The following is a 25,787-nucleotide window of genomic DNA, read 5'->3' on the forward strand; positions in this document are numbered from 1 at the left end:
TCGGCAGGCGTCACGCCTGCTCGAACGCCTTCTCGAGTTCGGCGACGTCGAGTTTGCGCATCTTCAGCATGGCCTGCATGGCGCGCTGCGCCTTCTCGGTGTCCGGGTCGCGCATGAGTTCGTACAGCCGCTCGGGGACCACCTGCCAGGAGACGCCGAAACGATCCTTGACCCAACCGCATTGGCTTTCCTCGCCGCCGTCGCCGGTGAGGGCGTCCCAGTACCGGTCCACTTCCGCCTGATCCTTACAGAGGATCTCGAAAGAGATGGCCTCGTCGAACGTGAACTGCGGGCCGCCGTTGAGCGCGATGAACGGCTGCCCGTTGATCTCGAAGGACACCGTCAACACCGCCCCCTCCGGCCCGGGAGTGTTCGGACCGTAGTGGGTGACCTCCGTGATCCGCGAATTCGGAAACAGGGACGTGTAGAACTTCGCGGCCTCTTCACCTTCGGTGTCGAACCAGAGGCAGGGGGTGATCGGTTTCATGGCGCAGTTCCTCTCGCAGGTCCTCGTCGATTCATCCTCGCCGATATAGACCGCGCCCACGCCCGAAACTCATCGAACGGCTGTCAGGAGTTCAGCGCACCGTCCGGGTGGAGGAGATGGCGATCGCTCCGAACAGCCCTACCAGGGCGAATGCGTAGAAGCCCCACGGGACGGCGTAGCCGGCGCCCAGCAGGACGCCGCCGAGGATCGGTCCGCAGATCGCGCCGACCCGGCCCACACCGGCCGACCAGCCGAGCGCGGTCGCGCGGATCTGCGGCGGGTGGTTGGCGCTCGTGAACGCGTAGACGAGGACCTGTGCGCTGAACACGAAGCAGCCGGCGAGGAACACCAGGGCGTAGATGCCGAACGACACCTTGACGCTGAGCAGGGCGAGGAACACCGCGGCGCCCGCGAACCAGATGATGGCCGCCGTGCGCGGGCCGATCTTGTTGGCGACGCCGCCCGCGATCAGCAGGCCGACCACCGCGCCCGCGTTGAGGATCAGCAGGAACGTCAGCGACGCGCCGAGGTTGTAGCCCGCCTCACGCATGATCGTCGGCAGCCACGTGTTGAGGCCGTAGACGAGTAGCAGTCCCATGAACGAGGTGACCCAGATGGCGATGCTGTTGCGCAGGAACGGACGCGAGAACAGGGCGCGCACCGGGTTCGCCGAGGCCGCGACGGGAGCGTCGTCGGCGGGTGCCGCTTCCAGTTCCAGGCCGTACTGCTTCGCGACGGCCTCGGCCTCGGCGCGCTTGCCGTGCGCCAGCAGGTACGAGGGGGACTCGGGGAGGTAGCGCAGCATCAGCGGAATCAGGACCACGGCGGGCAGGGCGCCGACGACGAACATCGAACGCCAGCCGAACGGTTCGATCAGCACGATCGCCAGCGCAGCGGTTGCGACGGCACCCACGTGATATCCGGTCATCAGCAGCGTCGACGCGGAGCCGCCGCCCTGCCTCTTCGAGAATTCGTTGACCAGGGCCAGTGCTGTCGGCAGTGCGCCGCCGAGTCCGACTCCCGCGAGGAAGCGGAACAATCCGAAGAAGAACGGGTTGGGCGCCACCGCGCAGAGGAGTGTGAGAACGGAGAACGCCGCAACGGCATACAGGAGGGCTCGCCGGCGTCCGATGACGTCGGTGAGCGTGCCGATGACCAGTGCGCCAATGGTCATGCCGACCAGGCCGAATGTCGAGATGAATGTGATCGTTCCGGTGGTCAGACCCCAGTCCTCGTAGTCGAGGAGTGAAGGGATGACGGCGCCGAGGACCACCAGGTCGAAGCCGTCGAGCAGCACGGCTACCCAGCAGAGGGGCGCGACCCAGAGGGCGGTGGAGGCGCGGACGGCGCTTCGTTGGGAAGTGGGCATGATGTCCTCGACATTCGGTGGTGATGTGCGCGGGGTGTTCGCGATGCGAACCCTAGTTCTATACGCGGACTTATTGTGTGGCGCGCCATAGTTGCCTGTCAAACATCGGCTACTCCACACCCCGGCAGGTCAAGAACTGGTAAACCCGGTGTGGATAATCGATCGGGTACCGAATCGATGAGCCAGGACGGATTGTGAGACTCAACCCCCAGGTGGCTGCGAGCCGTCCGAGCCACGCCGCGGCGCCACCGTCGGTTGCGGGCGGTTACCGGTACGACCTCGACGGACTGCGCGGAATCGCGATCGCGCTGGTCGTGGTTTATCACGTGTGGTTCGGGCGGGTGTCCGGCGGCGTCGACATCTTCCTGGTCCTCTCCGGGTTCTTCTTCACGGGCATGCTCGTGCGACGCGCCGGGGCGGACTCGGGTCCGTCGATACCCGCCGTCCTGCGGCGCACCGCCCGCCGGCTGCTGCCCGCGCTCGTGGTGGTGTCGGCCGCGACCGCGGTCGTGACCGTGATCCAGCGGCCGTTCACGCAGTGGTCGGGGATCGCGGACCAACTCCTCGCGTCACTGCTGTATGTGCAGAACTGGCAGCTGGCCCGGACGGCATCCGACTACGCCGCCGCCGACGCGTCGGTCAGTCCGCTCCAGCATCTGTGGTCGATGTCCGTGCAGGGTCAGTTCTATCTGCTCGCCCTCGCGGTGGTGGCCGGGATCGCGCGGACGTGCCGTCGTCGCGGCCGACCGGACCTCCTCCGGCCCGTGCTCGGCGGTGTCCTCGTTCTCGGGTTGGTGGCGTCGTTCGCCTACGCGGCCGTGCTGTCGCAGGACCGGCAGTCGTGGGCGTACTTCGACACGTTCGCGCGACTGTGGGAGCTGCTCGCGGGGGCGCTGCTCGCGCTCGTCGTGCACCGGGTCGCGCTACCCGGGTGGTCGCGGACCGTCCTCGCGGTGTCGGGGTTCGCCCTGGTCCTCGGGTGTGGGTTCCTCGTCGACGGCGCCGCCCTGTTTCCCGGTCCGGTGGCCCTGATCCCGGTCGGTGCGGCGGTGGCGCTGATCCTCGCGGGCGCAGGCCCGTCCGAGCAGCCGGGGATCGTGACGATGATGGCGTCCCGGCCGTTCGTCGAACTCGGTGGCCTGGCGTATTCGCTGTACCTGTGGCACTGGCCGATCCTCATCTTCTACCTCACGTGGCGGGAGCGGCCCGCGGTCGGAGCGCTCGTCGGACTCGCGGTGATCGTCGTGTCGCTGGTGCTGGCGTGGCTCACCCGGCGGCTGGTCGAAGCGCGGTTCCAGACCGGGTCGGCCCGGCCGAGGCGAGCGCTGACCGCGCTGGTCGCGATCCTCGGCGTCGCCGTGGTGGGGACCGCGTCCGGCTGGCACGTGTATCTGGTCCGNNCCCGTGGCTGTACCCGGGCGCGGCGTCGTTGACCGACGGCGCGTTCGCGCCGCGCACGGACATGCGACCCACCCTGCTCGAGGCGTCGGGAGATCTTCCGCAGCCGACCCTCGACGGCTGCATCTCCGATCTGAGCACCCGCGACGTCGTCACCTGCGTGTACGGCGACCTCACCGCGGACCGGACGATCGCCGTGGTGGGCAGTTCGCACGCCGAGCACTGGGTGCCCGCGCTCGATCGCATCGGGCAACAGCGCGGCATCCGCGTCGAGACGTACCTCAAGATGGGGTGCCCGTTGACCGTCGCGGACGTTCCGCTGCTCGCCGGTGAGCCGTATCCCGACTGCGGCGACTGGTCCCGCGACGTCCTCGACCGGCTCCGTGATCACCGACCGGACTGGGTGTTCTCGACGTCCTCGCGTCCCAACGAGGAGGGCGCCGGCGACGTCACCCCCGACGACTACGTGGGCCTGTGGGCGCGGCTGGCGGACTTCGGGCTCCCGTTCCTCGGCATCCGCGACACGCCGTGGCTGCACAACGACGGCGTGCCGTATTCGGTCGTCGACTGCCTCGCCGACGGCGGCGACGCCGAAAGTTGCGGGATGCCCCGGGACGACGTGCTGGACCCGGACAACCCGACGCTCGAGGCGGCCCGCGACCTGCCGTCGGTGCATCCGCTCGACCTCACGGACGCCGTGTGTGACGTGGCGATCTGCCGTGCGGTGCAGGGAAACATCCTCGTGTACCACGATTCGCATCACCTCTCGGCGACATACGTCCGGAGCCTCGTCCCCGAACTCGACCGGCAGATCGGCATGGCCACCCGCTGGTGGTGACCGGGATACTGGCGGCATGTCCGAAGACGACCGCAGCATGCTGGGACGCGCCTTCCTGGTGCTGGGTTCGTTCACCTCGGAGCGTCCTCGTCTGTCGCAGTCGGAGCTGAGCCGGCGCACCGGACTGCCGCTGCCGACGGTGCACCGGCTGTGCCGTCAACTGGTTGACAACGGCGCGCTCGAACGCGTCGACGACGGGCACTACGAGATCGGGGTGCGGCTGTGGGAGTTGGGTGCGCTCGCGCCCCGCGCCCACGGATTGCGGCAGGTGGCGTTGCCGTACCTCGAGGACCTGTACGAGGCGACGCGCGAGAACGTGCAACTCGTGGTCCGGGAGGATCTCGAGGCGCTCTACATCGAACGGTTGTCGGCGCGCGGTGCCGTGACCGTCGTCGGGAGGGCCGGCGGCCGGCTGCCGCTGCACGCGTCGAGCGGCGGCCTGGTGCTGCTGGCGTTCGGCGGCAAAGTCCTGCTCGACGAGGTTCTCGCGGCGGGCCTCGAACGCTTCACGCCGTCGACCATCACCACCGAACATCGCCTGCGCAGCACCCTCGACGACATCCGCCGGACCGGCTGGGTCACGTGCCGCGAACACCTCAACGTCGGGACGCTGGCCGTGGCCGCGCCGGTGTCGCGGTCGACGGGTGAGGTGGTGGCTGCGGTGTCCGTCGTGGTTCCGGCGGAAAAGGATCCCGCGCCCCTGATCCCGGCGGTGCGGGCGGCCGCGCGCGGCATTTCCCGCGGCGTCGCATAGCTCGTCTTTCACTCAGTGAAAGAGGGGGTGTTGCGATCACACGTCGGGCAGCACAGTGACTGGTGTCTCGAACTACGCGAGGAGTCTGCTCATGAACACACAGGTCGGGATCGTCGGCGGGGGTCCCGCAGGACTGATGCTGTCCCATCTCCTGCACCTGAAGGGCATCGATTCCGTCGTGCTCGAAAACCGAACCCGCGAGGAGGTGGAGGGCACGATCCGGGCCGGTGTGCTCGAACAGAACACCGTCGACCTGATGGTCGACACCGGACTCGGCGACCGCGTCAAGCGTGAAGGACTCACCCACCACGGCATCGAATTGCGGTTCGGCGGCCGCGGCCACCGCATCGACTTCGACGAACTGACGAACGGCCGCGCCGTCACCGTCTACCCGCAGCACGAGGTCCTGAAGGACCTCATCGCCCGGCGTCTCGAAGACGACGGCGACATCCGCTTCGGCGTCTCCGACGTGCAGGTTCATGACCACACGTCCGACAACCCGAAGATCACCTACCTCGACGCCGACGGCAACGAGCAGACGCTCACCTGCGCGCTCGTCGCCGGCTGTGACGGCTCGCGGACCTCGACTCGCGGTCTCATCCCCGAGACCACCGTGCGCACCGACCACTTCCGCCAATACCCGTTCGCCTGGTTCGGCATCCTCGCCGAGGCCCCGCCGTCGTCCGAGGAACTGATCTACGCCAACCACCCGCGCGGCTTCGCGCTCATCAGCACCCGCACACCGGAGGTCCAGCGGCACTATCTGCAGGTCGACCCGGACGACTCCGTCGACAACTGGTCCGACGACCGCATCTGGTCGGAACTGCACGCCCGCGTCGACGGCGAGGGCGCGGAGATCAAGGACGGCAAGATCTTCCAGAAGTCGATCCTGCAGTTCCGCAGCTTCGTGTGCGAACCCATGCAGCACGGCAACCTCTTCCTCGCCGGCGACGCCGCCCATACCGTGCCCCCCACCGGCGCCAAGGGCATGAACCTGGCGATCGCCGACGTCTACTTCCTGTCCAAGGCGATGGCCGAATACTTCGCCACCCGCAGTCGGGCCGGGCTCGAGGGCTACACCGACAGTGTCCTCCCGCGCGTGTGGCGGACCCAGCACTTCTCCTGGTGGATGTCCTCGATGCTGCACCGACTCCCCGACGACACCGGATTCGGTCACAAGCGGCAGGTCGCCGAACTCGACATGGTCACCCGCTCCGTCGCCGGCCGCACCCTCATCGCCGAGAACTATGTCGGCACCCCGTTGGGCTGACACCCCTTCACGGGTGGCGGAGCCGCAACGAACGGGGCGAAGAGCCGGGCGGTGTTCGCCGACGCCGCCGCGGTGTCCTCGGGTGGGTTGGCGATGAAACTCAGCGCGAGCCGGACGATGGCGTGCGCGATGATGTCCGCGTCGTCCGGGGACGAGTTCACCCACGACCGTTGCAGCGTCTGTGCGAGCCGATCGGCCGCGGGGCGGATGATGATGTTGCTGTCCGTCGTGATCAGGCGCAGCAGATCTTCGGGTGCCTTCCCCTGGTGCAGCGACATCACCAGGGGATCGGCTCCGCTGAGTTCGAAGAACGTCGCATAACCTTCCCGCAGAGCAGTTGTCGCGTCGCCGGGGTTCTCGTACAGAGCGGATTCGATGACGGTGACGAGGCTGTCGGTCAGCCGAAGTGCGTACCCCTCCGCCAACCCGCGCCGCGATCGGAACTCTTTGTAGATCGTCTGCCTGCTCAGCCCCGCGGCGACCGCGACATCGGTCATGGTGATTGTCGGCCACGGACGTTCGAGCAACAGTTCCCGAAGCGCATCGAGGGTTGTCTCCCGCATCAGCGACGTTGCGGCCAGCCGGTATCGACTCTGTCGCTCGGTGCGGTCGTCTGCGGACATGACCTCGATGCTAGCGGGCGGCCGCGACCCGGCCTTCCCGCTCGTCGGCGAGCACGTCGGTCAGAGCAACCGACTCGTCCGCCAATGCGGCACGGTCGACGGTGCCGCCCCGGGCGATCATCGTGCGCACGGTACGGAGGTCTTTCGGGCGGCCCACGGCGATGACCCCGACCGGCGTGTCCTCACGCACTGCGACCGCTGTGAAATCGCGATCGTCGATCGAACCGCGGGTCACGAAGTCGTCGTCGAACCGGGTCGCGCCGGCGAACTGCACGGTGTGGCCGTACTGCGTGGACCACCCCCAGGGAACGTCGGTGAACGGCGTGGGCTTTCCGAGGATGGAATGCGCGGCGGCAATCCCCTGGGCCTGAGCGCCGTTCCAATGTTCGGAGCGGTAGCGCTCGGAGTCACGCGCACCGGGGATATTGGCCGCGTCTCCGGCTGCGTAGACGCCGTCGGCCGAGGTGCGAAACTGCCCATCGACGGTGATGCCGTTGTGGACGCGCAGTCCCGCCGCGACCGCGAGCGTCACCTCGGGGACGGTGCCGACCGACACGAGGACGGTGCCGGCACTCCAGCTGCGACCGTCGTCCGCGGTGGCGCGGGCGGAGCCGTCGTCGCTCACGTCGAGCGACGACAGTGCGACATCCGTGCAGACGTCGACGTCGTTCTCGGAGTGCAGCGAAGCGATCATCGTCGAGATGTCCGGGGGCACAATTCGACTGAGGAGCGACGGGTCGCGTTCGAGGACGGTGACCTCCGCGCCGAGCGACCGCGCCGTGGCCGCGACCTCGCATCCGATGAGACCCCCGCCGATCACGAGCAGGGAACCGGTGCGTCGAATCGACTCGCGAAGGGAATCGGCGTCGGCCATCGACCGCAGAGTGAAGACGTGCGCACCGGAGAGACCGTCGAGTCTTCGGGCCCGGCCGCCGGTCGCGAGCAGCAGAGCACTGTACGACAGGGTCTCTCCGGAGGAGAGCGTCAGCAACTTCCGCCTGGTGTCGAGTTCGACTGCCGTTGCACCGGTGATCAATTCGATATCTCTCTCGTTCCAGAAAGAGTCCGGCTTCAGTGCGGTCTTCTCCGCCGCCGTTGCACCCGACAGGAAGTCTTTCGACACCGTCGGACGCCGATAGGGCGGTGCGGGTTCGTCTCCGATCACGACGACGCGCCCGGTGAAGCCTTCCGACCGGAGCGTCAGCGCGGCGCTCGCCCCTGCGATACCGGACCCGACGATGACCACCGTCGACAGTTCCGTGGAGTGAATCGGCATTGCGCTCACGCCCGGCTGACCTCGACCATGTCGAAGTCCGCCTTGGCGGCCCCGCAGTCGGGGCACGACCAGTCCTCGGGAATGTCGTCCCACCTGGTGCCGGGCTCGATGCCGTCCTCCGGCCAGCCCTGGGCCTCGTCGTACTCGAATCCGCATTGGACGCAGCGGTAAAGCTTGAAATCGGTACTCATGTCACGCCACCTTCGGGTCGAAATCGATCTTTTCGCGGACCCCGCAGTCGGGGCAGCACCAGTCGTCGGGCACATCGGCCCACGCGGTGCCGGCGGGGAATCCCTCACGCGGTGCGCCGGACGCCTCGTCGTAGACGTAGTCGCAGACCGGGCACTGGTAGGCCATCACAGAACTCCGCCGCTGTACTTGGCCAGCACCTTCTCGCGCTTGCCGGGTTGGATGTTCACCCGGGTGATGTCGCCGTCGTAGTGGTCGAGCACGCGGTGATCCATCACCTTGCGCCAGAGCGGCGGGAAGTACGCGAGCGTAATCATGCTGGCGTAGCCACTGGGCAGGTTGGGGGCGCCGTCCATGCTCCGGAGCGTCTGGTAGCGCCTGGTCGGGTTCGCGTGATGGTCGCTGTGGCGCTGCAGGTGGTACAGGAAGATGTTGGTGACGATGTGGTCGGAGTTCCAGCTGTGTGCGGGAGCGCATCGCTCGTAGCGGCCGCTGGCGGTCTTCTGACGCATCAAGCCGTAGTGCTCGAGGTAGTTGACCGTCTCGAGGAGGGAGAATCCGTAGACGGCCTGAATGATCAGGAACGGGATGACGACCGGACCGAAGATGGCGATGAGCGCACCGAACAGCACCACCGACATGAGCCAGGCATTGAGCACGTCGTTGTGAATGCTCCAGGTGCTCTTGCCGAGTCGCTGCATCCGCGTCTTCTCGAGCTCCCAGGACGACGTCAGGCTTCCCCAGACGCTGCGGGGCAGGAAGGTCCAGAAGCTTTCTCCGAATCGTGAACTCGCCGGGTCCTCCGGTGTGGCGACTCGGACGTGGTGGCCCCGGTTGTGCTCGATGTAGAAGTGGCCGTAGAAGGTCTGCGCGAGAGTGATCTTGGCCAGCCACCGTTCGAGTTCGGTCTTCTTGTGACCCATCTCGTGTGCGGTGTTGATGCCGATGCCGCCCATGACGGCGACGCTGAACGCGACGCCGATCTTCGACGCCAGTCCGAGGCCGCCGTCGATGCCGAGCCAGGAGAGATTGTCCGCCGACCAGAGGTAGCACGCGAAGACGAGGCTCGCCAGCTGGAACGGGATGAACACGTACGTGCAGTACCGGTAGTACCTGTCGTTCTCGAGCTGTTCCATCACTTCCTCGGGAGGGTTCTGGCCGTCGGGCCCGAAGAACCTGTCGAGGAGGGGGAGCAGTCCGAACAGCAGTAGGGCGCCGATCCACCACCACACCGGTGCTGCCGCCGACCATCCCAGTTGGTTGAAGGCCCACACGAGACCCGCAGCAAGGAACAGTGCGGTCGGGGGAATCAGTCCCATCAACCACAGGTAGCGCTTGCGGTCACGCCACGCTTCCGGTGGCGCCTCTCCCGTCATCCTGCCGATATTCGACGTCGTCACGATCCGAACCTCCTCGTCCAGTAGCCGTGCCGGTATGAACCAGCTCACTCTCATTTGGACAGTACACGGACTTAGATCCAGCGTCTAGACAAAAATAGAGATTTGTAAATCTGACAGGATGCCGTGCATTAACGCCGGGGTCTTCGCTGCCGATAGACAGGTCGACACCGTTACACCGTGCTGAGGAGGCCGTCGATGTTCCGAGACCCCGGACTTCCCGACTGGCTCGAATTCGTCCTGGGCCTGCTCGGGTACCGCTGGTAGCTCCGCCTGTGAGTACTTATTAACCACGGGCGGTTAATAAGTACTCACGGGCGAAGCATTTCACCGCCTTCCGCGGTCCCATACCCGCCGCGTCTGCTCGGCGATGTCAGGGTGGTGGGTCCGCTGGAAGTTGCGGCCACCGCGGGCGAAGGTGTGCACGGTCGCGGGCGGTACGTCGAGCTCGGCGACGGGTACGTCGAGCCACTCGCAGTCTCGGAGGTGCACCAGATCCACAGCCGCGGCCTCCGGGCTCGAGTCGTAGCGCCACGGACCGTCGATCCGGCCGAGGAGGTAGAGCCCGTCGGCGTCACGCGACCAGACGAACGATCCGTCCAGCACCTGCGTGAAGCGTTCGAGCCGGCGCGCGGCCGGATCACCGTAGGTGCGCTCGGTCGCGTCGAGCGCCTCACTCAGATCGACGGGAGGTGGGGCCAGCAACCCGCCGATTCCACACACGTCCATGGCGAGCGCGCGCTGCACCGCGAGCCCTGGGTCCACTTCGTCGCGACGGGAACGCATCGGTGCGCGGTAGACGTCGGTGGGTGTCATACGTATGGATTCTCCCTGACGCCGAACCGCGATAGCACTCTTCGGCAATCGTCCACCCGGTAAACTAGAACCTGTTACATTCGCGGGAGGGGTGCTACTTCTGGAACTCGGAGAGAACTCATGAGATACCGCGTCGTCGAATGGTCCACCGGTACGGTCGGGCGTCACGCCATCGCAGGGATCGACGCCCGCGACGACCTCGAACTGGTCGGCGTGTGGGTGTCCAATCCGGAGAAGGTCGGGAAGGACGCCGGGGAGCTGGCCGGTCTCGGAAGAGAACTCGGCGTGGCGGCGACCGACGACAAAGCAGCACTTCTCGCCCTGAAGCCGGACTGCATCGTGCACACCGCGATGACGGACGACCGTATCTTCGACGCCATCGAGGACCTGATCTCCTTCCTCGAGGCGGGCATCAACGTCGTGTCCTCGGGACCTGTTCTGTTGCAGTACCCGATCGGTGTGGTCCCGGACGAACTCGTCGACCGCATCCGCCGCGCCGGCGAGCAGGGAGACGCGAGCCTCCACGTGAACGGCATCGACCCCGGGTTCGCGAACGACGTTCTGCCGCTGGCCATGACGAGCCTGTCGCAGCGGATCGACGAGGTGCGCTGCGCCGAGATCGCCGACTACTCCACCTACTACCAGCCGGTGGTGATGAGTGAGATCTTCGGTTTCGGAAAACCCGTCGAGGAGGTGCCGATGCTGTTCCAGCCGGGCGTGCTGTCGCTGGCGTGGGGGAGCGTCGTCCGCCAGATCGCCGCGGGACTGGACCTCACGCTCGACGAACCGCTGGTGGAGAAGTTCGAACGCATCCCCGCCGAGGAGGATCTGGACATTCTGTCGTGCCACATCGCGAAGGGAACGGTGGCGGCGGTCCGGTTCGAAGTCGTCGGCACGGTCGACGGGGTGCCGCGTGTGGTCCTCGAGCACGTCACCCGCACCCACCCCGAACAGAAACCGGACTGGCCGAAACCGACCCGCGGCGACGGGTGCTACCGCATCGACATCACGGGCGAGCCGATGATGACCGTCGAGTTCAACCACCACGGCGAAAACGGCGACCACAACGTGTCGGGGATGATCGTCACCGCGATGCGGCTGGTGAATTCGGTGCACGCGGTGGTCGAGGCGAAGCCGGGGCTGGTGACCGCACTCGATCTGCCTCTCGTCACCGGCCGCGGATTATGCGCTTCGCACCCGTGAGTACTTATTAACCGCCCGTGGTTAATAAGTACTCACAGGCCGAAGGCACTGAGCGCATTTCGGAGGCCGTTGGGGCGCTCCGCGAGGGGAACGGGTTCGACGAGTGCGAACGCGCAGCCCACCTTTCGTGCCGCACCGTCGGCTTCCTCGCTGTCGCCGATCATCAGAGTACGTTCGGGCTCGGAACCGAGTGCGGCGAGAGCGTGCTCGAAGATCTTCGGGTCCGGTTTGATCGCACCCACCTCGAACGACAGCACGAACGCATCGACGAGATGCTCGACTCCCAGATCCGCGAACGCGGGCCTTATGTCGAACGCGATGTTGCTCAGCACCGCGACCTTGATTCCACGGTCCTTCAGTGACGCAAGCACTTCCGCGGTGTCGGGGTATGCGCTCCAGCATCCCGGGTCGATGACCCGCTCGTACAGCCCGACCGCCTGGTCCTCGTGTGCGACCCCGGACTTGCGCAGAACGTCGAGGTACGCCTGCCGGTGGAACCGAGGGTCGAGGTCGCGGTTGGTCCACGCGTGGTGCTCGGCGGCATCCATCTCGACGGTCTGGCCGACCGGCGCCGTCATGCGCCGCATCAACTCGGCCTGCTGGTGGAGGTCGAACGGTTCACCGTCGTGATCGGTGAGGTCGGCCATCCAGCTGTCGTCCTCCTCCAGCCGGAACAGCGTGCCGGAGAAGTCGAAGATCACTGCGTCGAATTCGGTGAGATCGGAAGCCACGTTTCCAGGCTAACGCGCGGTGCACGCGACTTCAGCGTGAAGCCGGACGGGGTCAGTCGACTTCGAGTTCGCCCATCAGCGACCACTCGGTGCCGTCGATCTTGGTGTTGATGATCCGAGGTGTCTGCGCGAGGGCGGGTTTCAACTCGCGCAAGGCGTTCTGGAAGTGCTCGCTCTGCACGTGGGCGACGGCGGCGTCGTCGTCACGGAACGCTTCGACGAGGACATACAAGTTCGGGTCTTCCACCGCACGCGACCAGTAGAACCACAGGTTGCCCGGTTCGTTTCGGGTCGCGTCGGTGAACGGCTGCACCAGGTCGAGCCAGCCGTCCGTGTGGTCCGGTTTCACGGTGAAGTTGACGACGATGAAGATCACGGCTGCCTCACTTCTCGAGTTCCCGCATTCCGTGACGAATCCTACGCGCGCGGCTGCGTGGGATCCTCGACCGAGCGGCGGAGCCGGGTGAGGATGCGCGTGAAGCTGCCGGGGTCGTCCAGGGCACGCGCGAGGACCAGCGCGCCCTGGATTCCCGCGACGACCTCCTCGGCGAGTGGACGTGACTGCGTGCCGTGGCCGGCGTCGGCGAGAGCGCCGGCGAGCGAATCGACCCAGTCGGTGAAGTAGGCGCGGACCCGGTGGGCGAAGCGATCACGTTCGAGGCCGAGCGCGAACGCGCCGAACAGGCAGATTCGGCGGCCCGACCGGAAGTACGTCTCGACCTCGTCGAACATCCGCTCGAGACGGATAGCGGCGGGCTCGGGCTCACGCAGCCGCCGGTACACGGCGGTCTGGAACCAGGCGTCGACCTCGTCGAGGACTGCCTCGGCCATCTCGTCCTTGCCGCGGGGGAAGAAGTTGTACAGGCTTCCTTTCCCGAGCCCGGTGTGCTCGGTGATGACGGCCAGGCTCGCGCCGTCGAACCCGTGGGATCGGAACACCTCGGCCAGCACGGGGACGACGTCGCCGCGCTCGGCTACTGCTCGGGGCATGACTACTCCTCGTGTGCCGGTCAGAGGCCGAGATCGCTCAGCCCGGGATGATCGGACGGCCGCACGCCGGACATGTCCCAGAAGAATGTGCGGTCGGATTCGTCGATCGGCACGTCGTTGATGCTGGCGTGACGCCACCGCATCAGACCGTTGTCGTCGAACTGCCAGTTCTCGTTGCCGTACGCGCGGAACCACTGCCCGTCGGTGTCGTGGAACTCGTACGCGAACCGGACCGCGATCCGATTCCCGTCGTGCGCCCACAGCTCCTTGATCAGACGGTATTCCAGCTCGCGGTCCCACTTCCCGGCGAGGAAGTCGACGATCTCGCGGCGCCCCTGCAGAAAGGTGGACCTATTGCGCCACCAACTGTCCTCGGTGTAAGCCTGCGCGACCTTCTCGGGATTGCGGGAATTCCAGCCGTCCTCGGCGGCGCGAACCTTCGAGATCGCGGTGTCGCGCGTGAACGGTGGGACGGGTGGTCGAACGGACATGGTGAGCGCTCCTCCGGGAGGGTCTTGTACCTTTCAGTACAGACTGTACCGATAGGTACAAGCGCTGTCCAGGGTCGCGCCGCACACGCCTCGCGGCCGATGCCCCCGCCGTGACGGAGAGGGCATCGGTCGAGTGTGAAACCTAGTGCGTTTCGGCGAGTTCCGCGCCGATGCCGGTTTCGGCGCGCACCAGCATCTCGGCGAACTTCTCGTCCCGATCGGCCGAACCTCCGTGACGGCGTTCGGCGGCGAACGAGCCGATCACGGCAGCGGCCAACCCGAGCGGCATCGTGATGATCACCGGCAACTGAATGGTCAGCGGCGCCGGGCCACTTCCCAGCCAGAGCGCCTCCGTGAACATCAGGCTGACCACGGTGGATGCCAGTCCGACCGAGATGCCCCACACCGCGCCTGTGCTGTTGAACCGCCGCCAGTTGAGACTGAGCAGCAGGCTGGGCAGGTGCGCACTGCCGGCGACCATGAAGGCCATACCCATGAAGTAGGTGATATTTGTAGTGTCGCCGATCGCCATCGTCAGTCCGATCGCGGCGACGCTGAACGCGACCGCCGCGTACCGGGCGACCTTCGCCTCGCGGGCATCCGCCGTCTCCGTGCCGGCGTCGGCGGACTTCGGGCGGATGAGGGTGGGCCACACGTCGTGGGCGAACGTTCCCGCAGCCGAGATCACGACGCCCGCGACGACGGCGACGATGCTCGCGAACGCGACGGCAGCCACCATGGCCAGCGCGATCGAACCACCGATGGTGCCGACGCCTCCGCCGAGTTCCGTGACCAGCGTGGGTGCCGCGAGATTGCCGCCGGCGCCGACGCGATCCGCCCCGTCGGGACCGAGAAGTGCTGCGGTGCCGAAGCCCATCACGATGACGATCAGATAGAAGATGCTGCACAGCGCGACGGTCCAGCCCAGCGACTTTCGTGCCGTCGCGGCCTCGGGGACGGTGAAGAAGCGAATCAGGATGTGGGCCATGCCGGCCGTGCCGAGCGCGAACGCCAGGGAGTACGAGATCAGGTTGATCGCACCGGTCTGCCCGAAGATCAGGCCCGGCGAGAGGATCGCATCTCCGGCCGCGGCGTTCGAGGTTGCCGCCCCGAGCATGCCGGGGATGCTGAAGCCGAACTTCGCGAGGATCCCGAGGCACACCACGATCGCCAGGATCGACAGGATGGACGACTTGATCACCTGAACCCACGTGGTCGCCAGCATTCCGCCGACGAAGACGTAGATGCCCATGAGTGATCCGGCCACCACGACGGACAGGCCGAACGGGATCCCCGAGACGGACTCGAGCAGGACACCCGCCGCCACGAGCTGCGCGAGCAACACGAACGTGCCGGTGACGATGGTGCTGAGCGCAACCACCACCCGGACGCGACGTGCACCGGTCCGGAACACCAGAACATCGGCGAGCGTGAACTTTCCGACGTTCCGCATCTTCTCGGCGAGAAGGAAGAGGACGGGGAGGAAGGAGACCACCGACGTGCACAGAATGACGGCGCCGTCGACGCCCTTGTAGAAGATCAAGCCCGTGGTGCCCAGAAAGCTACCGGCGGAAATGAATTCGCCGGCGATCGCGAAACCGTTCTGCCAGCCGGTGATCGAGCGTCCCGCAGCGAAGAATCCGGTGGCGCTACGGCTTCGGCGCGATGCGGCGAACGTCACCCACAGGGTGAGCGAGATGACGGCGGCACAGATGCCGATGGCGAGGAAATCGGCGTCGCCGGTCACGAGGCACGCTCCTGATCACGTTGCGCGATGGCCCGGACGGCGGCATCGGCGGCGGGTTGGATGAAGGTGCGGGAGAGTCGGAAGTACGCGTACACGAGCACCCAGGTGCCGGCGAACTGGGAGAACACCACCCACAGCGACAGTGGAATGCCGAATGCCGTGTTGTTGCCGAGGGGTTCGGGGAAGAAGGCGAATCCGACGAGAAACCCGGAGAACAGCACGATCGCGATCAGGCCGAGTCCGGTGGTGACGGCCCGCCGTCGTCGCCGCAGTTCGACGAACTCCGGCAACGCGAGAATCGGTGACCAGACGGCTGCGCTCGCCGCGGTGGTGGGGGACTCGGTTGTCACGCGTTCACCGCCGCACGTCGCGCCGAGTCGAGGGCGAACTGGTTCTCGTCCCAGCCCTCCGTGAGCGGACCGAAGTAGTGGAAGCGCACCTGCTTGACGCGGTACAGCCAGCGGCCGTCGACTTTGACGGCCTCGTCCGTGTAGCGGCCGGCGGCGATCGAGGCGTTGCCGTCGGATACGCAGGGCTGCCAGAGGAACGAGCGGACGGTGGCGCGATCGCCGTCGAGGTCGATCTCCAGGTTGGTGATGAAGTGCCAGAACGCGGTGAGCCCGGCGGGTGCGAGGCCGGCGAAGAACGCCCGCATCTCGCTCTTGCCCTTCGGGTGGGACAGCCCGTCGAATTCGCCGTCGTCGGTGAACAGATCCATCAGGGCGTCCCAGTTGCCGTCGTCGAGATGGCGGCAGTACTGCGCGTCGAGGTACCGGATGGCCTCCAGGTCTTCGAGGTGGCGGATTCGTTCTTCGAGGGTGCTCAAGGTGGCATACCTCCACGGTGTGAGGAGCGGAATGCGCGAATCGGCAATTAACAACCGTTCACGTGATCTGGACCATAACGGACCCGCTATCGTCGGTCAACACCGTGCGCCGTTCACCCCCTTCGACGTGCGTGAAGGCTGGTGAGCTGCACTTTCTGCAGGGTGTATTGCCCGCGCCTCGCACGGCACCTACCCTCCGAGGGATGAACACTCGGTCAAACGGTGCAGTGATTCCCTCCGTCCGGCAGCGGATCCTGGACGCGGCGCTGGAGGAGTTCTATACCGCCGGCTTTCACGCGGCGACCATGCGCACCATCGCCAAACGTGCTGGCTGCAGCGCCGCCAACGTGTACAACCATTTCGAGGACAAGGACGAGCTCCTGGTCGAGATTCTGCGGTCGGCCAGTGACGAGCAGTTCACCGCCACCCGGACCGCCCTGCGGAGGGCAGGGTCCGCACCGGCGGAGCAGTGGACGGCCGCGGTGGTCGCGCATTCGCTGTACACCGCCCGCAACCAGCAAGCCTGCCTGGTGGCGAACACCGAACTGCGGTACCTCGACGAGGTGGACCGCAAGCGGGTCGTGGGCTCGCGCGACGCGCAGGAGCACCTGTTCGTCACCATAGCGGAGGCGGGTGTGGCCGGCGGCGACTTCGACGTCCCCCATGTTCACCAGGCGGTGACTGCCGTGCTCACCATGTGCGCGGGAATCGCGCTCTGGTACCGCCCGGACGGACCGTTGTCCGCGCAGGCGGTCGCGGACTCGTACGGCGTCTATGCGCTCAACCTGGTCGGATACCGTCCCGCCTGAATCAGGGAGATTCGGCATTGACGGTGCGTTCCCGTCCGTGCTCTACTGGGTGAACAAGCGTTAATGTGATCCGGGTGTGGAACCGCGAGTTCCCCCGAGTCACGCGCCCCGTAGTTCGAGTGGATGAGGAGTGTCCATGACTCACCGGCCGTCACAGCCGCGTACCGACTCGCCGCGGTATCTGACCGAGGATCGGGTGGCGATCCGCGACCTGGCTCGCGAGTTCGCGATGAAGCAGGTGCTCCCGGTCGCCAACGAACTCGACCCGGTGCAGGGCGCCATCCCGGACACGGTGAAGAAGGCGATGGCCGAGGTCGGGTTCTTCGGGATCATGATCCCCGAGGAGCACGGCGGTCTCGGTCTCGGCGTGTTCGAGTACTGCCTGGTCGCCGAGGAGCTGTCGCGGGCGTGGATGAGCGTGTCCGGGCTGCTGGCCCGCGGCAACGGGATGGGCGGCGGGTTCACCCCGGAGCAGGAGGCGGCGTTGCTGCCGAAGGTCGCCCGCGGTGAGTACCTCGGCGCGTATGCCCTGTCGGAGGCCGAGGCCGGCTCCGATGTGGCGAACATTTCCTGCCGTGCGACCCGCGACGGTGACGAGTGGGTGATCAGCGGCACCAAGATGTGGTGTACGTACGCCGACGAGGCCGACTACCTGGTGTTGTTCGCGCGCACCGACCCGAACAAGGATCCGGCGAAGCCGCACCGGGGGATCAGCGCGTTCCTGATCGACAAGCAGCGCGGCGGGTTCCCCGAGGGGATCAGTGGGACGAAGATCCGCAAGATCGGGTATTTCGGGTGGAGCACGTGGGAGCTGTCGTTCGACAATTTCCGGGTGCCGGCCACGGCCATGCTCGGTGCGGAGGGCAAGGGTTTCTACCTGGCGGTGTCCGGTCTGGAGGTGGGGCGGGCGCATACCGCGGCCCGGGCGATCGGTCTGGCGCGGGGGGCGTTGGAGGATTCGATCGCGTATCTGCACACCCGCCGGCAGTTCGGGCACGAGTTGGCCGATTTTCAGCATCTGCGGTTCAAGGTCGCGGCGATGGCCGCCGACATCGAGGCGGCCCGGCAGTTGATGTATTCGGTGGCCACCGATATCGACACCGGCCGGCGGTGTTCGCTGGAGGCGTCGATGTGCAAGCTGGTGGCGACGGAGATGGCCGAGCGGGTGACCAGTGAGGCGGTGCAGATTCACGGCGGCGCCGGGTACACCACCGACTTCCAGGTGGAGCGGCATTGGCGTGATGCGCGGTTGACGAAGATCTTCGAGGGCACCAGCGAGATCCAGATGCGGATCATCTCCGACGAACTCCTGGGAAGGGCGGGCGAATGAGCACACTCACGAAGCACCGGTGCTTTGCGGTCGGCGATCGCAGCGTGAGCGACGCCCGGCGCGTCTCCGAACTCGGACTGTCACTGCCGGAGGCGTCGTTGACGGGAATCGCCGTGGCGGGAGTGCTCGCTCCGGCCACGTCCGGTGCCACCCGGACGGGGCTGCAATGGAATTCGCAGTCCGCGGTGGCGGACGACGTCGTCGTCCACGCCGAGTCCGTCGTCACGCGCATCGAACAGTCCGAGACCGGAGCCGTGTTCGATCGCCACGTGCGGCTCGTCGACGAGGCCGGGTCGATTCGCGAGGAGGGAATCGAGACGTGGCGTTCGCCCGAACCGTCCGACGTTCGATTCGATCCCGCTGTCGACTTCTGCACACCGGCCTGGGGAGAGCGTCTCCGCGAATCCCTCTCCACCGATACAGCCTTCGCGTCCTCACTGTCGACGTGGGACGGCACCGTGGGCCTGCGTTGCACCGACTCCTCGGGCCGGGCCCGCGAACTGCAGCTGCGGATCTACCGCGGAACGATCATCGACGTCGCCCGCCGCGTCCCGGGTGGGGCCACGTTCACGCTCATCGCTCCGGCCGTCACCTGGGTCGACCTGGTGTTCGCCGAACGGAACGAGTTCATGCGCCGCGCCATCAGTGGTGAATTCTCCTCCAGCGGTGACGGGTACGAGTACCTGCGCCTCACAAAACCACTCGACATCATCATCGCCCACGCCCGCAGCGCCGCACGTGAGTGGCAAAGCGTGTCGGGGCACACTTTGCCACTCACGTGCGGAAGGGAGGCCCGGCCATGATCGAGGCCCGATACCTGGAGATCGACGGAGCGCTCGGCTTCGTCGAGATCATCACCCCCGACAATCACCCGGATACCGACGTGCCCACCGTTCTGTGCCTGCACACCGCAGGCCAGAGCGGAGTCCAGTGGCGGCACGTCGCGTCCGAACTGGCAGGCCGGGGCTACCGGGTGATCGTCCCCGACCTTCCGGGGCACGGACGTTCCGAGCCCGCGGTCGACGGTCCCGTCACCAGTATCGTCACGTTCGGAGACTGGCTCGGGAAGGTCCTCGATGCGCTCGCCGTCGAACGACCCTTCGTCGTCGGGTGTTCCATTGGTGGCAAACTGACACTCGAGCTCGCCACGCGGTCGTCGAGGCCGCTGGCCGGAGCGATCGCGATGGCAGCGGAGGCCGGTCCCGGCCGCGTCAACGTGGGTGGGCTGCGCCGCGAACTCGAGGATGTCGCCGGGCCAAGCCGTGCCGACCGCACCTACCTGGGCACGCTCGCCTCCGTCGGACATGCCGTGCCCGAGGCGAAGGCGCACCTGATCGCCACGATGCACAAACGCGAGGACCCGGAGATCTCGTCGTCCGACCTGATCGGCTGGGGGACGCACGACGTGCGCGACCGAATCGCCGAGATCACCTGCCCTCTCAGGCTCGTCGCCGGAGCGCAGGACCCGTGGATCGACGCCGGACGCGTCGAGCAGACCGTCTCGGCGCTCGACGCGGCCCGTCCCGGACTTGCGTCGTTCACCCTGCTCGAGGGTATCGGCCACTACCCGATGGAGGAGATCGACGACTTCGCCTCGGTGGCGGACGAGTGGTTGACCGAACTGCGTGCGGCGGTGGTGCTCTCGTGACGGCGCACGACACGGCGACACGTCGTGACACACTCGCCTCGCTGCTCGACGAGCTCGTGACCGCAGACCCGGGTGCCGCCGCCGCCCTCGACGTCGTCGACGGCGAGCCGATCGTCACCAGCCGCACCGAACTCCGTGCCCGCGCCGACGCCCTGAAGTCTGAACTCCTGCGCGTCGGCGTCCGGCGCGGCCAGTGTGTGGCCGTCCTGCTGCCGAACTGGTCGGACGCGATCGTCTGGCAACTCGCCGCGTCCGCCGTGGGCGCACACGTCATCGGCGTCAACACCCGCTACAACACGCACGAGATCGCACACATCCTCACCTCGGCGCGTCCCGCGGTGGTGGCCGTGGCCGACCACTTCCACGGTCTCGACCTGTTCGGACGACTCGAAGAGGCACAGCACTCCCTCGACCTCCCGGCACCGGCAGTCGCCGTCGTACACGGTCCCGGAACGACGGGCGACGCCCCCGACCCGGCGCGATTCGACCTCGGCGGTGGCGCCTGGACAGCGGGCAGCGCGGACACCGGCACCGTCCAGGTGCCGGATACACCCGACACGGCGACCATCACCGCGGCGGGCGAGCGGGCTGCCCCGGACGACGTGCTCGCAGTCGCGTTCACGACGTCCGGATCCACCGGTGTTCCCAAACTCGCAGCCCATCGCGAATCGGCGGTGGTCCGGCACGCGCGAGCCGACGCCGTCGTCCTCGCCGTCGAACCGGGAGACGTCACCCTGTGCGTGCTGCCGGTGTCCGGGGTGTTCGGATACTCCACTGCTCTGGCCACTCTCGCGGGCGGTGGAACGCTGCTGATGGAACCCGTCTTCGACGCCGCGGTCACGCTGGCCCGGATGGAGTCGCTGAAGGTCACGCACGTGGTCGGCGGCGACGATCTCTTCACCCGGCTCCACGACACGTGGCAGGGGGGTGACCGTGTCGACCTGTCGTCGTTGAAGCGCCTCGGGATCGCCGACTTCCTCGGCCGGTCGCACGAGGTGGCGGCGTGGGTGCGTGACGAATTCGGCGCCGTCACCACGGGCGTCTTCGGGTCGTCCGAGGTGTTCGCCCTGATGCTGCTGTGGAATGCCGCGGACCCGGAATCCCTGCGCTGGAACGGCGGTGGGCGTCCGGTCGAACCCGGCATCGAGGTTCGCATCGTCGACCCGCTCGACGACTCCGTCCTTCCGGAGGGTGAGCAGGGTGAGCTCCAGGTGCGCGGACCGAACGTCGTCGACGCCTATCTCGGCAATCCGGATGCGGCCGCACGGGCGTTCACGAGGGACGGGTGGTTCCGCAGCGGCGACCTGGCGGTCGCGACCGGCGACGGAGGCTATACGTATGTATGCCGAATGGGGGACGTGCTTCGGCTACGCGGGTTCCTGGTGGACCCCGCGGAGATCGAGCACCGGTTGGCCGATCACGACGCCGTCCACCTGACGAAGGTCGTGGGCGTCACCGGCACCGGCGGATACACGGAGGCCGTGGCGTTCGTCGTCCCTACCGACGGTGCGTCGGCCGGCGCCGCCGAGCTCAAGGCCTGGTGCGCAGAGTCTCTGGCGGCGTTCAAGGTTCCGGCCGCGGTGCACGTGATCGAGGAAATGCCGACCACCGTGGGCGGCAACGGAGCCAAGATCCGAGCGGTCGAACTGCGTGAATGGGCGCAGCGCTGGACCGATCACGAAAGGGATTTCCGCAGTGCCTGAAAATACGAATGCCCAGGCGGACGACGTCGTCGTCTGCGAGCCCCTGCGCACCCCCGTCGGCCGATACGGCGGGCAGTTCAAGGACGTGCCCGCCGCCGACCTCGGCGCTCGGGTGGTATCCGAACTGCTCGCGCGGACGACGGTGGATCCGGGCCGCGTCGACGACGTGATCTTCGGTCAGTGCTACCCGAACGGTGAGGCGCCTGCCATCGGCCGCGTCGTGGCCCTGGACGCGGGAATGCCGGTGACGGTTCCCGGTCAGCAACTCGACCGTCGTTGCGGATCCGGTCTGCAGGCCGTGCTCGACGCGGCGATGCGGGTGCAGACGGGGATCGCCGAACTGGTGATCGCCGGCGGCGTGGAATCGATGAGCCGCGCCGAGTACTACACCGAATCGATGCGCTGGGGAGCCAACGGTGCACCGGCAGCACTCCACGACAGGCTCGCCCGCGGTCGTGTCACCGCAGGCGGACGCAATTATCCGGTGCCGGGCGGCATGCTCGAGACGGCGGAGAACCTGCGCCGCACGTACGGCATCAGCCGTCGAGAGCAGGACGAGCTCGCGGTGAGTTCCCACCAGCGGGCGGTCGCCGCGATCGACTCGGGCAAGTTCGCCGAGGAGATCGTGCCGGTGGAAGTTCCTGTTCGGAAGGGTGATCCGCAGGTCGTCGATCGGGACGAGCACCCCCGTGCCGACACGACGATCGAGTCGCTCGCTCGGTTGCGGCCCATCATGGGCGGCACCGACCCCGACGCGACCGTCACCGCCGGCAACGCCAGCGGACAGAACGACGGTGCGGCAGCATGCCTCGTCACCACCCGGGCGCAGGCGGAGCGTCTGGGGCTCCGGCCCCTCGCACGCCTGGTCACCTGGGCGGTCGCGGGGGTGGAGCCGTCCGAGATGGGTATCGGACCGGTGCCGTCCACCGAACGGGCCCTGAAACGCGCCGGGCTGACGCTCGCCGATATCGACCTCATCGAACTGAACGAGGCCTTTGCGGCACAGGCGCTGGCTGTCACGCGCGAATGGAACTTCGGTGCACAGGATTTCGACCGCACCAATGTCAACGGCTCGGGAATCTCGCTCGGGCACCCCGTCGGCGCCACGGGAGTCCGGATCCTCACCACACTGCTGCGCGAGATGGACCGTCGCGGAGTCCGTTACGGCCTCGAGACGATGTGCATCGGCGGTGGCCAGGGACTGACCGCGATCTTCGAAAGGGCCTGACAGCTCAGCTGTCGAGAGCCCGAATCCAGTCGGTGAGCGCCCGCACAACCTGTGCGGGCGCTTCCGGCATGAGCGCATGGCTCGCATTCGGGACGACGGTCACGGTGACCAACTCGCCGAACCGATCCCGCAATTCGTTCTCCGTCTCACGCGGACGGAACGGGTCGAGAGCGGACTGCAGGTCCAGGATCGGCTGGTGCGCGACATCCCACCACTCCTCCTTGGGTGTGGCGGACGAGGCGGCGAGCTGCCGCTTCGACACCTCCGGATACCAACCGGTGAGCCACTCCCTCGGATCGTTGCCGGGGGCGAAGAATCCGATCTGCAGGTAGCCGATCCGCTCTTCCTCGGGCAGTGACGAATCGGAGCATTTGACTGCCAGCGCCGTCAGTGCGGCCGGGTAGTTGCGGGCACCCGCCGCAGCAACGACGACGCCGCGCACCAGGCCGGGCCGCTCGGCGGCGAGCATTCGTGCCACGTAGTGCCCGAAGGCATGACCGACCACGACGGCCGCACCGTTGTCCTGCGCCTCGATCACCGCTCCGATATCTGCGGCCAGGTCGTGCAACGTGATGTTCTCCAGTGGTCCCGTGCTCCGGCCGATGCCGCGCGGCTGTGGTCGGGAGACCCGGAACCCGTTCTGCGCGAGTCCACTCGCGACGTCGTCGTAGTCGTACGACTCGCGTCCGAGCGAAGGGAGCAGGATGACCGACGGACCGCTGCCCTCGACGACGACCTCGATCACGGCCGTCGCGGTGTGCACGAATTCCGTTGTCCGCGCCGGTGATGTGCTCGGCATGATGATTCCTCCACAAACGTCGATCCCCCGGGCGACACGATCTTTCGCGTCGCCCGGGGGATGGTGGGTGTCTCAGTCCGCGGCGGGATCGAGCGCGAAGTCGTAGCTGACAACCTTACGCCCGGCGTCGTCGAGTTGCGGATCGAGGAGGAGTTCGGGTTTCGTTGCGGTGGCGACGTCGTCGTCGATCCAGTCTCCGCCGGCGAAGTACAGTTGGGTGATGATCGGCTGCTTGCCCGGGGACGTCACCCGCAGGTGCAGGTGCGCCGGCCGCCACGGGTGCCAGCCGGCCCCCTCGATGAACTGACCGGTCGGGCCGTCGGTCGGGATCTGGTACGGGGCAGGCTCGATGGTGGTGATCTCGTACCGCCCCTCCGGGTCGGTGACGATGGTGCCGCGCAGGTTCCATTCCGGTAGGTGCGGCGCGAACTGCGAATAGTAGCCCTCGTCGTCGGCGTGCCACAACTCGATGGTGGCGCCGCCGAGGCCGGCCCCGTCGAGGTCGGTCACCCGGCCGCGGAGGACAAGCGCGGGGTGGGCCCGGTCCTCGTCGCGCATCGGCAGGGTGCACCGCGCGGGCAGTTCCGGTGCCCCGGGCACGTAGTACGGTCCCTCGATGCTGCCCTTGGTGCCCCGGAACCTGGTGGAGTTCACCTCCTCGATGTCGTGCTCGACGAACACGTCGAGCAGCAGCGGCCACTCGCCGCCCTCCCCGACATCGATGAGCCACTGCTTGAGGACCCGGTACTCCGGGTAGGTGACTGCGTGCTTGTGGATCAGGGCGCTCAGCCCGGCGAGCGCCTCGGTGGCGATCGCGGACAGGCGTTCGGGGGAGGTGTCGGCGGTGAATCGGGCGCCCTTGAACTTGTCGGTGGCGGCGTTGCCGGAGCCGACCGCGGTGGGGCTGTCGATGGTGGTCATGGTTTCTCCTGGTCTGCGGGGCTAGCTGCGGCCGAAGTAGGACACGTCGTCGTTGCCGATCAGGTCCGGCACCGTCCACCCGTCGAGGTCGTACTCGGCCAGGCACTGCTCGGCCAGACCCTTCATGGAGCTGACGGTTCCCCGGTTCTCGGCGAACATCAGCAGTTCCGCCTTCACGCCCTCGTGGTTGCCGGCGTAGTTCCGCTCGTACAACTCGTGGCGGCCACCGAATTCGCTGCCGATCGAATCCCACAGCGCCTTCATGATCTTGACGCGTTCGACCGCGGTCATGCCCTCCGAGCCGCGGACGTACTTGTCCAGGTACGGGCGGACGTCGGGGCTCTTGAAGTCGGCGGCCGAGGACGGCAGGTAGATCAGCCCGGACGCGACGTCCTGTTCGATGATCTCCTTGATCCGCGGGTAGCCCTGCTGCATGAACATCCGGTACGTCAGCCCGTACTCGAGCTTCGGGATGACGGTGTCGCCCACCCACGGTTCCGGGTCGCGGACCATCGATTCGGTCAACGACCAGAACAGGTTCCGCCAGCCGATAACCTCACCGACGCGGGTCTGCACCCCACGGAACCCGCCCGCCCCGGTGGCGTCGAGGGCCTTCATCAGCAGCCCGGCGATGAAGTCCAGTTTCACCGCCAGGCGGGTGCAACCCTGCAGGGTGAAGCGGGGCAGGAACCCGGACTGCGGGAAGAACGCGTTGATCTTGTCCACGTCGCCGTACATGAAGACGTTCTCCCACGGCACCAGCACCTTGTCGAAGATGAAGATGGTGTCGTTCTCGTCCATCCGCGACGAGAGCGGGTAGTCGAACGGGGAGCCCATCACCGCGGCCTGCTGGGTGTAGGAGGTGCGGCAGATCAGCTTCACGCCCGGCGCGTCCATCGGGACGGTGCAGATCAGGGCGAATTGCTTCTTCTTGATCGGCAGGC

At 67.0% G+C, this 25,787-nt stretch carries 27 protein-coding genes and 1 pseudogene; 10 read left to right on the forward strand and 18 right to left on the reverse strand.

Going from position 1 to position 25,787, the window contains the following annotated elements; genetic code table 11:
• Nucleotides 1–10: 10 nt before the first annotated feature.
• Nucleotides 11–487, reverse strand: coding sequence for a VOC family protein (locus AZG88_RS08030; RefSeq protein ID WP_061697403.1), 477 nt, complete (start codon nucleotides 485–487; stop codon nucleotides 11–13).
• Nucleotides 488–578: 91 nt separating this feature from the next.
• Nucleotides 579–1,856, reverse strand: coding sequence for an MFS transporter (locus tag AZG88_RS08035; protein WP_061697404.1), 1,278 nt, complete (start codon nucleotides 1,854–1,856; stop codon nucleotides 579–581).
• 194 nt (nucleotides 1,857–2,050) lie between these two features.
• On the opposite strand from AZG88_RS08035, the pseudogene AZG88_RS08040 reads away from it, so the two are divergent.
• From AZG88_RS08040 to AZG88_RS08050, 3 genes and pseudogenes are all read left to right on the forward strand, one after another.
• A pseudogene (locus AZG88_RS08040) lies at nucleotides 2,051–4,092 on the forward strand (acyltransferase family protein).
• Between the two features lie 16 nt (nucleotides 4,093–4,108).
• Complete coding sequence (locus AZG88_RS08045) at nucleotides 4,109–4,846, forward strand: IclR family transcriptional regulator (protein ID WP_005251080.1); 738 nt, start codon at nucleotides 4,109–4,111, stop codon at nucleotides 4,844–4,846.
• A gap of 91 nt (nucleotides 4,847–4,937) precedes the next feature.
• The gene (locus AZG88_RS08050) at nucleotides 4,938–6,116 is read left to right on the forward strand and encodes a 4-hydroxybenzoate 3-monooxygenase (protein WP_005251081.1); all 1,179 of its coding nucleotides are present in this window, start codon (nucleotides 4,938–4,940) and stop codon (nucleotides 6,114–6,116) included.
• On the opposite strand, the gene AZG88_RS08055 is transcribed toward AZG88_RS08050, so the two are convergent.
• The 6 genes from AZG88_RS08055 to AZG88_RS08080 form a co-directional block, all read right to left on the reverse strand.
• A complete protein-coding gene (locus AZG88_RS08055; RefSeq protein ID WP_061697405.1) occupies nucleotides 6,092–6,739 on the reverse strand; it encodes a TetR family transcriptional regulator in 648 nt (215 codons plus the stop codon). The two genes, AZG88_RS08050 and AZG88_RS08055, sit on opposite strands and share 25 nt — an antisense overlap.
• A gap of 10 nt (nucleotides 6,740–6,749) precedes the next feature.
• Nucleotides 6,750–8,015: an NAD(P)/FAD-dependent oxidoreductase gene (locus tag AZG88_RS08060; RefSeq protein WP_061041257.1), complete on the reverse strand. Its 1,266-nt coding sequence runs from the start codon at nucleotides 8,013–8,015 to the stop codon at nucleotides 6,750–6,752.
• 5 nt (nucleotides 8,016–8,020) lie between these two features.
• Nucleotides 8,021–8,206 carry a rubredoxin gene (locus AZG88_RS08065; RefSeq protein ID WP_061697406.1) on the reverse strand — a complete coding sequence of 62 codons (186 nt, stop codon included), beginning with the start codon at nucleotides 8,204–8,206 and terminating at the stop codon, nucleotides 8,021–8,023.
• A gap of 1 nt (nucleotide 8,207) precedes the next feature.
• Nucleotides 8,208–8,372, reverse strand: a complete 165-nt coding sequence (locus AZG88_RS08070) for a rubredoxin (RefSeq protein ID WP_197487797.1) — start codon at nucleotides 8,370–8,372, stop codon at nucleotides 8,208–8,210.
• Entirely contained in the window at nucleotides 8,372–9,604 is a 1,233-nt protein-coding gene (locus AZG88_RS08075) for an alkane 1-monooxygenase (RefSeq protein WP_061697424.1), read from the reverse strand. Before AZG88_RS08075 ends, AZG88_RS08070 begins: the two co-directional genes overlap by 1 nt.
• A gap of 324 nt (nucleotides 9,605–9,928) precedes the next feature.
• Entirely contained in the window at nucleotides 9,929–10,417 is a 489-nt protein-coding gene (locus AZG88_RS08080; protein WP_061697408.1) for a hypothetical protein, read from the reverse strand.
• Nucleotides 10,418–10,537: 120 nt separating this feature from the next.
• On the opposite strand from AZG88_RS08080, the gene AZG88_RS08085 reads away from it, so the two are divergent.
• Nucleotides 10,538–11,620, forward strand: coding sequence for an NAD(P)H-dependent amine dehydrogenase family protein (locus AZG88_RS08085; RefSeq protein ID WP_061697409.1), 1,083 nt, complete (start codon nucleotides 10,538–10,540; stop codon nucleotides 11,618–11,620).
• A gap of 32 nt (nucleotides 11,621–11,652) precedes the next feature.
• Here AZG88_RS08085 and AZG88_RS08090 read toward each other — a convergent pair whose 3' ends face one another.
• The 7 genes from AZG88_RS08090 to AZG88_RS08120 all read right to left on the reverse strand — a co-directional run bounded on the left by AZG88_RS08090 (nucleotide 11,653) and on the right by AZG88_RS08120 (nucleotide 16,405).
• Nucleotides 11,653–12,351: an HAD family hydrolase gene (locus AZG88_RS08090; RefSeq protein WP_061697410.1), complete on the reverse strand. Its 699-nt coding sequence runs from the start codon at nucleotides 12,349–12,351 to the stop codon at nucleotides 11,653–11,655.
• A 52-nt stretch (nucleotides 12,352–12,403) separates the two neighbouring features.
• Nucleotides 12,404–12,727: a putative quinol monooxygenase gene (locus tag AZG88_RS08095; RefSeq protein ID WP_005251095.1), complete on the reverse strand. Its 324-nt coding sequence runs from the start codon at nucleotides 12,725–12,727 to the stop codon at nucleotides 12,404–12,406.
• Between the two features lie 41 nt (nucleotides 12,728–12,768).
• Nucleotides 12,769–13,341: a TetR/AcrR family transcriptional regulator gene (locus AZG88_RS08100; RefSeq protein WP_005251097.1), complete on the reverse strand. Its 573-nt coding sequence runs from the start codon at nucleotides 13,339–13,341 to the stop codon at nucleotides 12,769–12,771.
• 20 nt (nucleotides 13,342–13,361) lie between these two features.
• Entirely contained in the window at nucleotides 13,362–13,832 is a 471-nt protein-coding gene (locus AZG88_RS08105) for a nuclear transport factor 2 family protein (protein ID WP_005251099.1), read from the reverse strand.
• Between the two features lie 142 nt (nucleotides 13,833–13,974).
• A complete protein-coding gene (locus AZG88_RS08110; RefSeq protein ID WP_061697411.1) occupies nucleotides 13,975–15,579 on the reverse strand; it encodes a solute symporter family protein in 1,605 nt (534 codons plus the stop codon).
• A complete protein-coding gene (locus AZG88_RS08115) occupies nucleotides 15,576–15,929 on the reverse strand; it encodes a DUF485 domain-containing protein (protein ID WP_061697412.1) in 354 nt (117 codons plus the stop codon). Before AZG88_RS08115 ends, AZG88_RS08110 begins: the two co-directional genes overlap by 4 nt.
• On the reverse strand, nucleotides 15,926–16,405 hold the full coding sequence (locus tag AZG88_RS08120; RefSeq protein ID WP_061697413.1) for a nuclear transport factor 2 family protein: 480 nt from the start codon (nucleotides 16,403–16,405) through the stop codon (nucleotides 15,926–15,928). The genes AZG88_RS08115 and AZG88_RS08120 overlap by 4 nt, the downstream gene beginning before the upstream one ends.
• A gap of 203 nt (nucleotides 16,406–16,608) precedes the next feature.
• Between AZG88_RS08120 and AZG88_RS08125 the strand changes: the two genes are divergently transcribed.
• The 6 genes from AZG88_RS08125 (at nucleotide 16,609) to AZG88_RS08150 (ending at nucleotide 23,123) form a co-directional block, all read left to right on the forward strand.
• Complete coding sequence (locus AZG88_RS08125; protein ID WP_061697414.1) at nucleotides 16,609–17,214, forward strand: TetR/AcrR family transcriptional regulator; 606 nt, start codon at nucleotides 16,609–16,611, stop codon at nucleotides 17,212–17,214.
• Between the two features lie 136 nt (nucleotides 17,215–17,350).
• Complete coding sequence (locus tag AZG88_RS08130; RefSeq protein ID WP_061697415.1) at nucleotides 17,351–18,544, forward strand: acyl-CoA dehydrogenase family protein; 1,194 nt, start codon at nucleotides 17,351–17,353, stop codon at nucleotides 18,542–18,544.
• Nucleotides 18,541–19,347: a hypothetical protein gene (locus AZG88_RS08135; protein WP_061697416.1), complete on the forward strand. Its 807-nt coding sequence runs from the start codon at nucleotides 18,541–18,543 to the stop codon at nucleotides 19,345–19,347. The genes AZG88_RS08130 and AZG88_RS08135 overlap by 4 nt, the downstream gene beginning before the upstream one ends.
• The gene (locus AZG88_RS08140; RefSeq protein ID WP_061697417.1) at nucleotides 19,344–20,192 is read left to right on the forward strand and encodes an alpha/beta fold hydrolase; all 849 of its coding nucleotides are present in this window, start codon (nucleotides 19,344–19,346) and stop codon (nucleotides 20,190–20,192) included. The genes AZG88_RS08135 and AZG88_RS08140 overlap by 4 nt, the downstream gene beginning before the upstream one ends.
• The gene (locus AZG88_RS08145; protein ID WP_061697418.1) at nucleotides 20,189–21,895 is read left to right on the forward strand and encodes an AMP-binding protein; all 1,707 of its coding nucleotides are present in this window, start codon (nucleotides 20,189–20,191) and stop codon (nucleotides 21,893–21,895) included. Before AZG88_RS08140 ends, AZG88_RS08145 begins: the two co-directional genes overlap by 4 nt.
• The gene (locus tag AZG88_RS08150; protein ID WP_061697419.1) at nucleotides 21,888–23,123 is read left to right on the forward strand and encodes an acetyl-CoA C-acetyltransferase; all 1,236 of its coding nucleotides are present in this window, start codon (nucleotides 21,888–21,890) and stop codon (nucleotides 23,121–23,123) included. The genes AZG88_RS08145 and AZG88_RS08150 overlap by 8 nt, the downstream gene beginning before the upstream one ends.
• Nucleotides 23,124–23,127: 4 nt before the next feature.
• Here AZG88_RS08150 and AZG88_RS08155 read toward each other — a convergent pair whose 3' ends face one another.
• From AZG88_RS08155 to AZG88_RS08165, 3 genes are all read right to left on the reverse strand, one after another.
• Nucleotides 23,128–23,922 carry an alpha/beta fold hydrolase gene (locus AZG88_RS08155; RefSeq protein WP_061041248.1) on the reverse strand — a complete coding sequence of 265 codons (795 nt, stop codon included), beginning with the start codon at nucleotides 23,920–23,922 and terminating at the stop codon, nucleotides 23,128–23,130.
• Nucleotides 23,923–23,994: 72 nt separating this feature from the next.
• Complete coding sequence (gene catA / locus AZG88_RS08160; RefSeq protein ID WP_005251124.1) at nucleotides 23,995–24,843, reverse strand: catechol 1,2-dioxygenase; 849 nt, start codon at nucleotides 24,841–24,843, stop codon at nucleotides 23,995–23,997.
• 21 nt (nucleotides 24,844–24,864) lie between these two features.
• The coding region (locus AZG88_RS08165; protein ID WP_331712251.1) for a 4-hydroxyphenylacetate 3-hydroxylase C-terminal domain-containing protein at nucleotides 24,865–25,787 on the reverse strand (923 nt) is incomplete at its 5' end.

This window comes from Rhodococcus sp. LB1 (genome assembly GCF_001583455.1).
GTDB lineage: Bacteria > Actinomycetota > Actinomycetes > Mycobacteriales > Mycobacteriaceae > Rhodococcus_F > Rhodococcus_F opacus.

Excerpts from the sequence above, each read along its gene's own strand:
- AZG88_RS08135 (WP_061697416.1), top strand. The coding sequence starts at position 18,541 with ATGAGCACACTCACGAAGCACCGGTGCTTTGCGGTCGGCGATCGCAGC.
- AZG88_RS08065 (WP_061697406.1), bottom strand. The coding sequence starts at position 8,206 with ATGAGTACCGATTTCAAGCTTTACCGCTGCGTCCAATGCGGATTCGAG.
- AZG88_RS08050 (WP_005251081.1), top strand. The coding sequence starts at position 4,938 with ATGAACACACAGGTCGGGATCGTCGGCGGGGGTCCCGCAGGACTGATG.
- AZG88_RS08030 (WP_061697403.1), bottom strand. The coding sequence starts at position 487 with ATGAAACCGATCACCCCCTGCCTCTGGTTCGACACCGAAGGTGAAGAG.
- AZG88_RS08035 (WP_061697404.1), bottom strand. The coding sequence starts at position 1,856 with ATGCCCACTTCCCAACGAAGCGCCGTCCGCGCCTCCACCGCCCTCTGG.
- AZG88_RS08140 (WP_061697417.1), top strand. The coding sequence starts at position 19,344 with ATGATCGAGGCCCGATACCTGGAGATCGACGGAGCGCTCGGCTTCGTC.
- AZG88_RS08085 (WP_061697409.1), top strand. The coding sequence starts at position 10,538 with ATGAGATACCGCGTCGTCGAATGGTCCACCGGTACGGTCGGGCGTCAC.
- AZG88_RS08105 (WP_005251099.1), bottom strand. The coding sequence starts at position 13,832 with ATGTCCGTTCGACCACCCGTCCCACCGTTCACGCGCGACACCGCGATC.
- AZG88_RS08100 (WP_005251097.1), bottom strand. The coding sequence starts at position 13,341 with ATGCCCCGAGCAGTAGCCGAGCGCGGCGACGTCGTCCCCGTGCTGGCC.
- catA (WP_005251124.1), bottom strand. The coding sequence starts at position 24,843 with ATGACCACCATCGACAGCCCCACCGCGGTCGGCTCCGGCAACGCCGCC.
- AZG88_RS08130 (WP_061697415.1), top strand. The coding sequence starts at position 17,351 with ATGACTCACCGGCCGTCACAGCCGCGTACCGACTCGCCGCGGTATCTG.
- AZG88_RS08080 (WP_061697408.1), bottom strand. The coding sequence starts at position 10,417 with ATGACACCCACCGACGTCTACCGCGCACCGATGCGTTCCCGTCGCGAC.
- AZG88_RS08070 (WP_197487797.1), bottom strand. The coding sequence starts at position 8,372 with ATGGCCTACCAGTGCCCGGTCTGCGACTACGTCTACGACGAGGCGTCC.
- AZG88_RS08060 (WP_061041257.1), bottom strand. The coding sequence starts at position 8,015 with ATGCCGATTCACTCCACGGAACTGTCGACGGTGGTCATCGTCGGGTCC.
- AZG88_RS08055 (WP_061697405.1), bottom strand. The coding sequence starts at position 6,739 with ATGTCCGCAGACGACCGCACCGAGCGACAGAGTCGATACCGGCTGGCC.
- AZG88_RS08045 (WP_005251080.1), top strand. The coding sequence starts at position 4,109 with ATGTCCGAAGACGACCGCAGCATGCTGGGACGCGCCTTCCTGGTGCTG.
- AZG88_RS08125 (WP_061697414.1), top strand. The coding sequence starts at position 16,609 with ATGAACACTCGGTCAAACGGTGCAGTGATTCCCTCCGTCCGGCAGCGG.
- AZG88_RS08155 (WP_061041248.1), bottom strand. The coding sequence starts at position 23,922 with ATGCCGAGCACATCACCGGCGCGGACAACGGAATTCGTGCACACCGCG.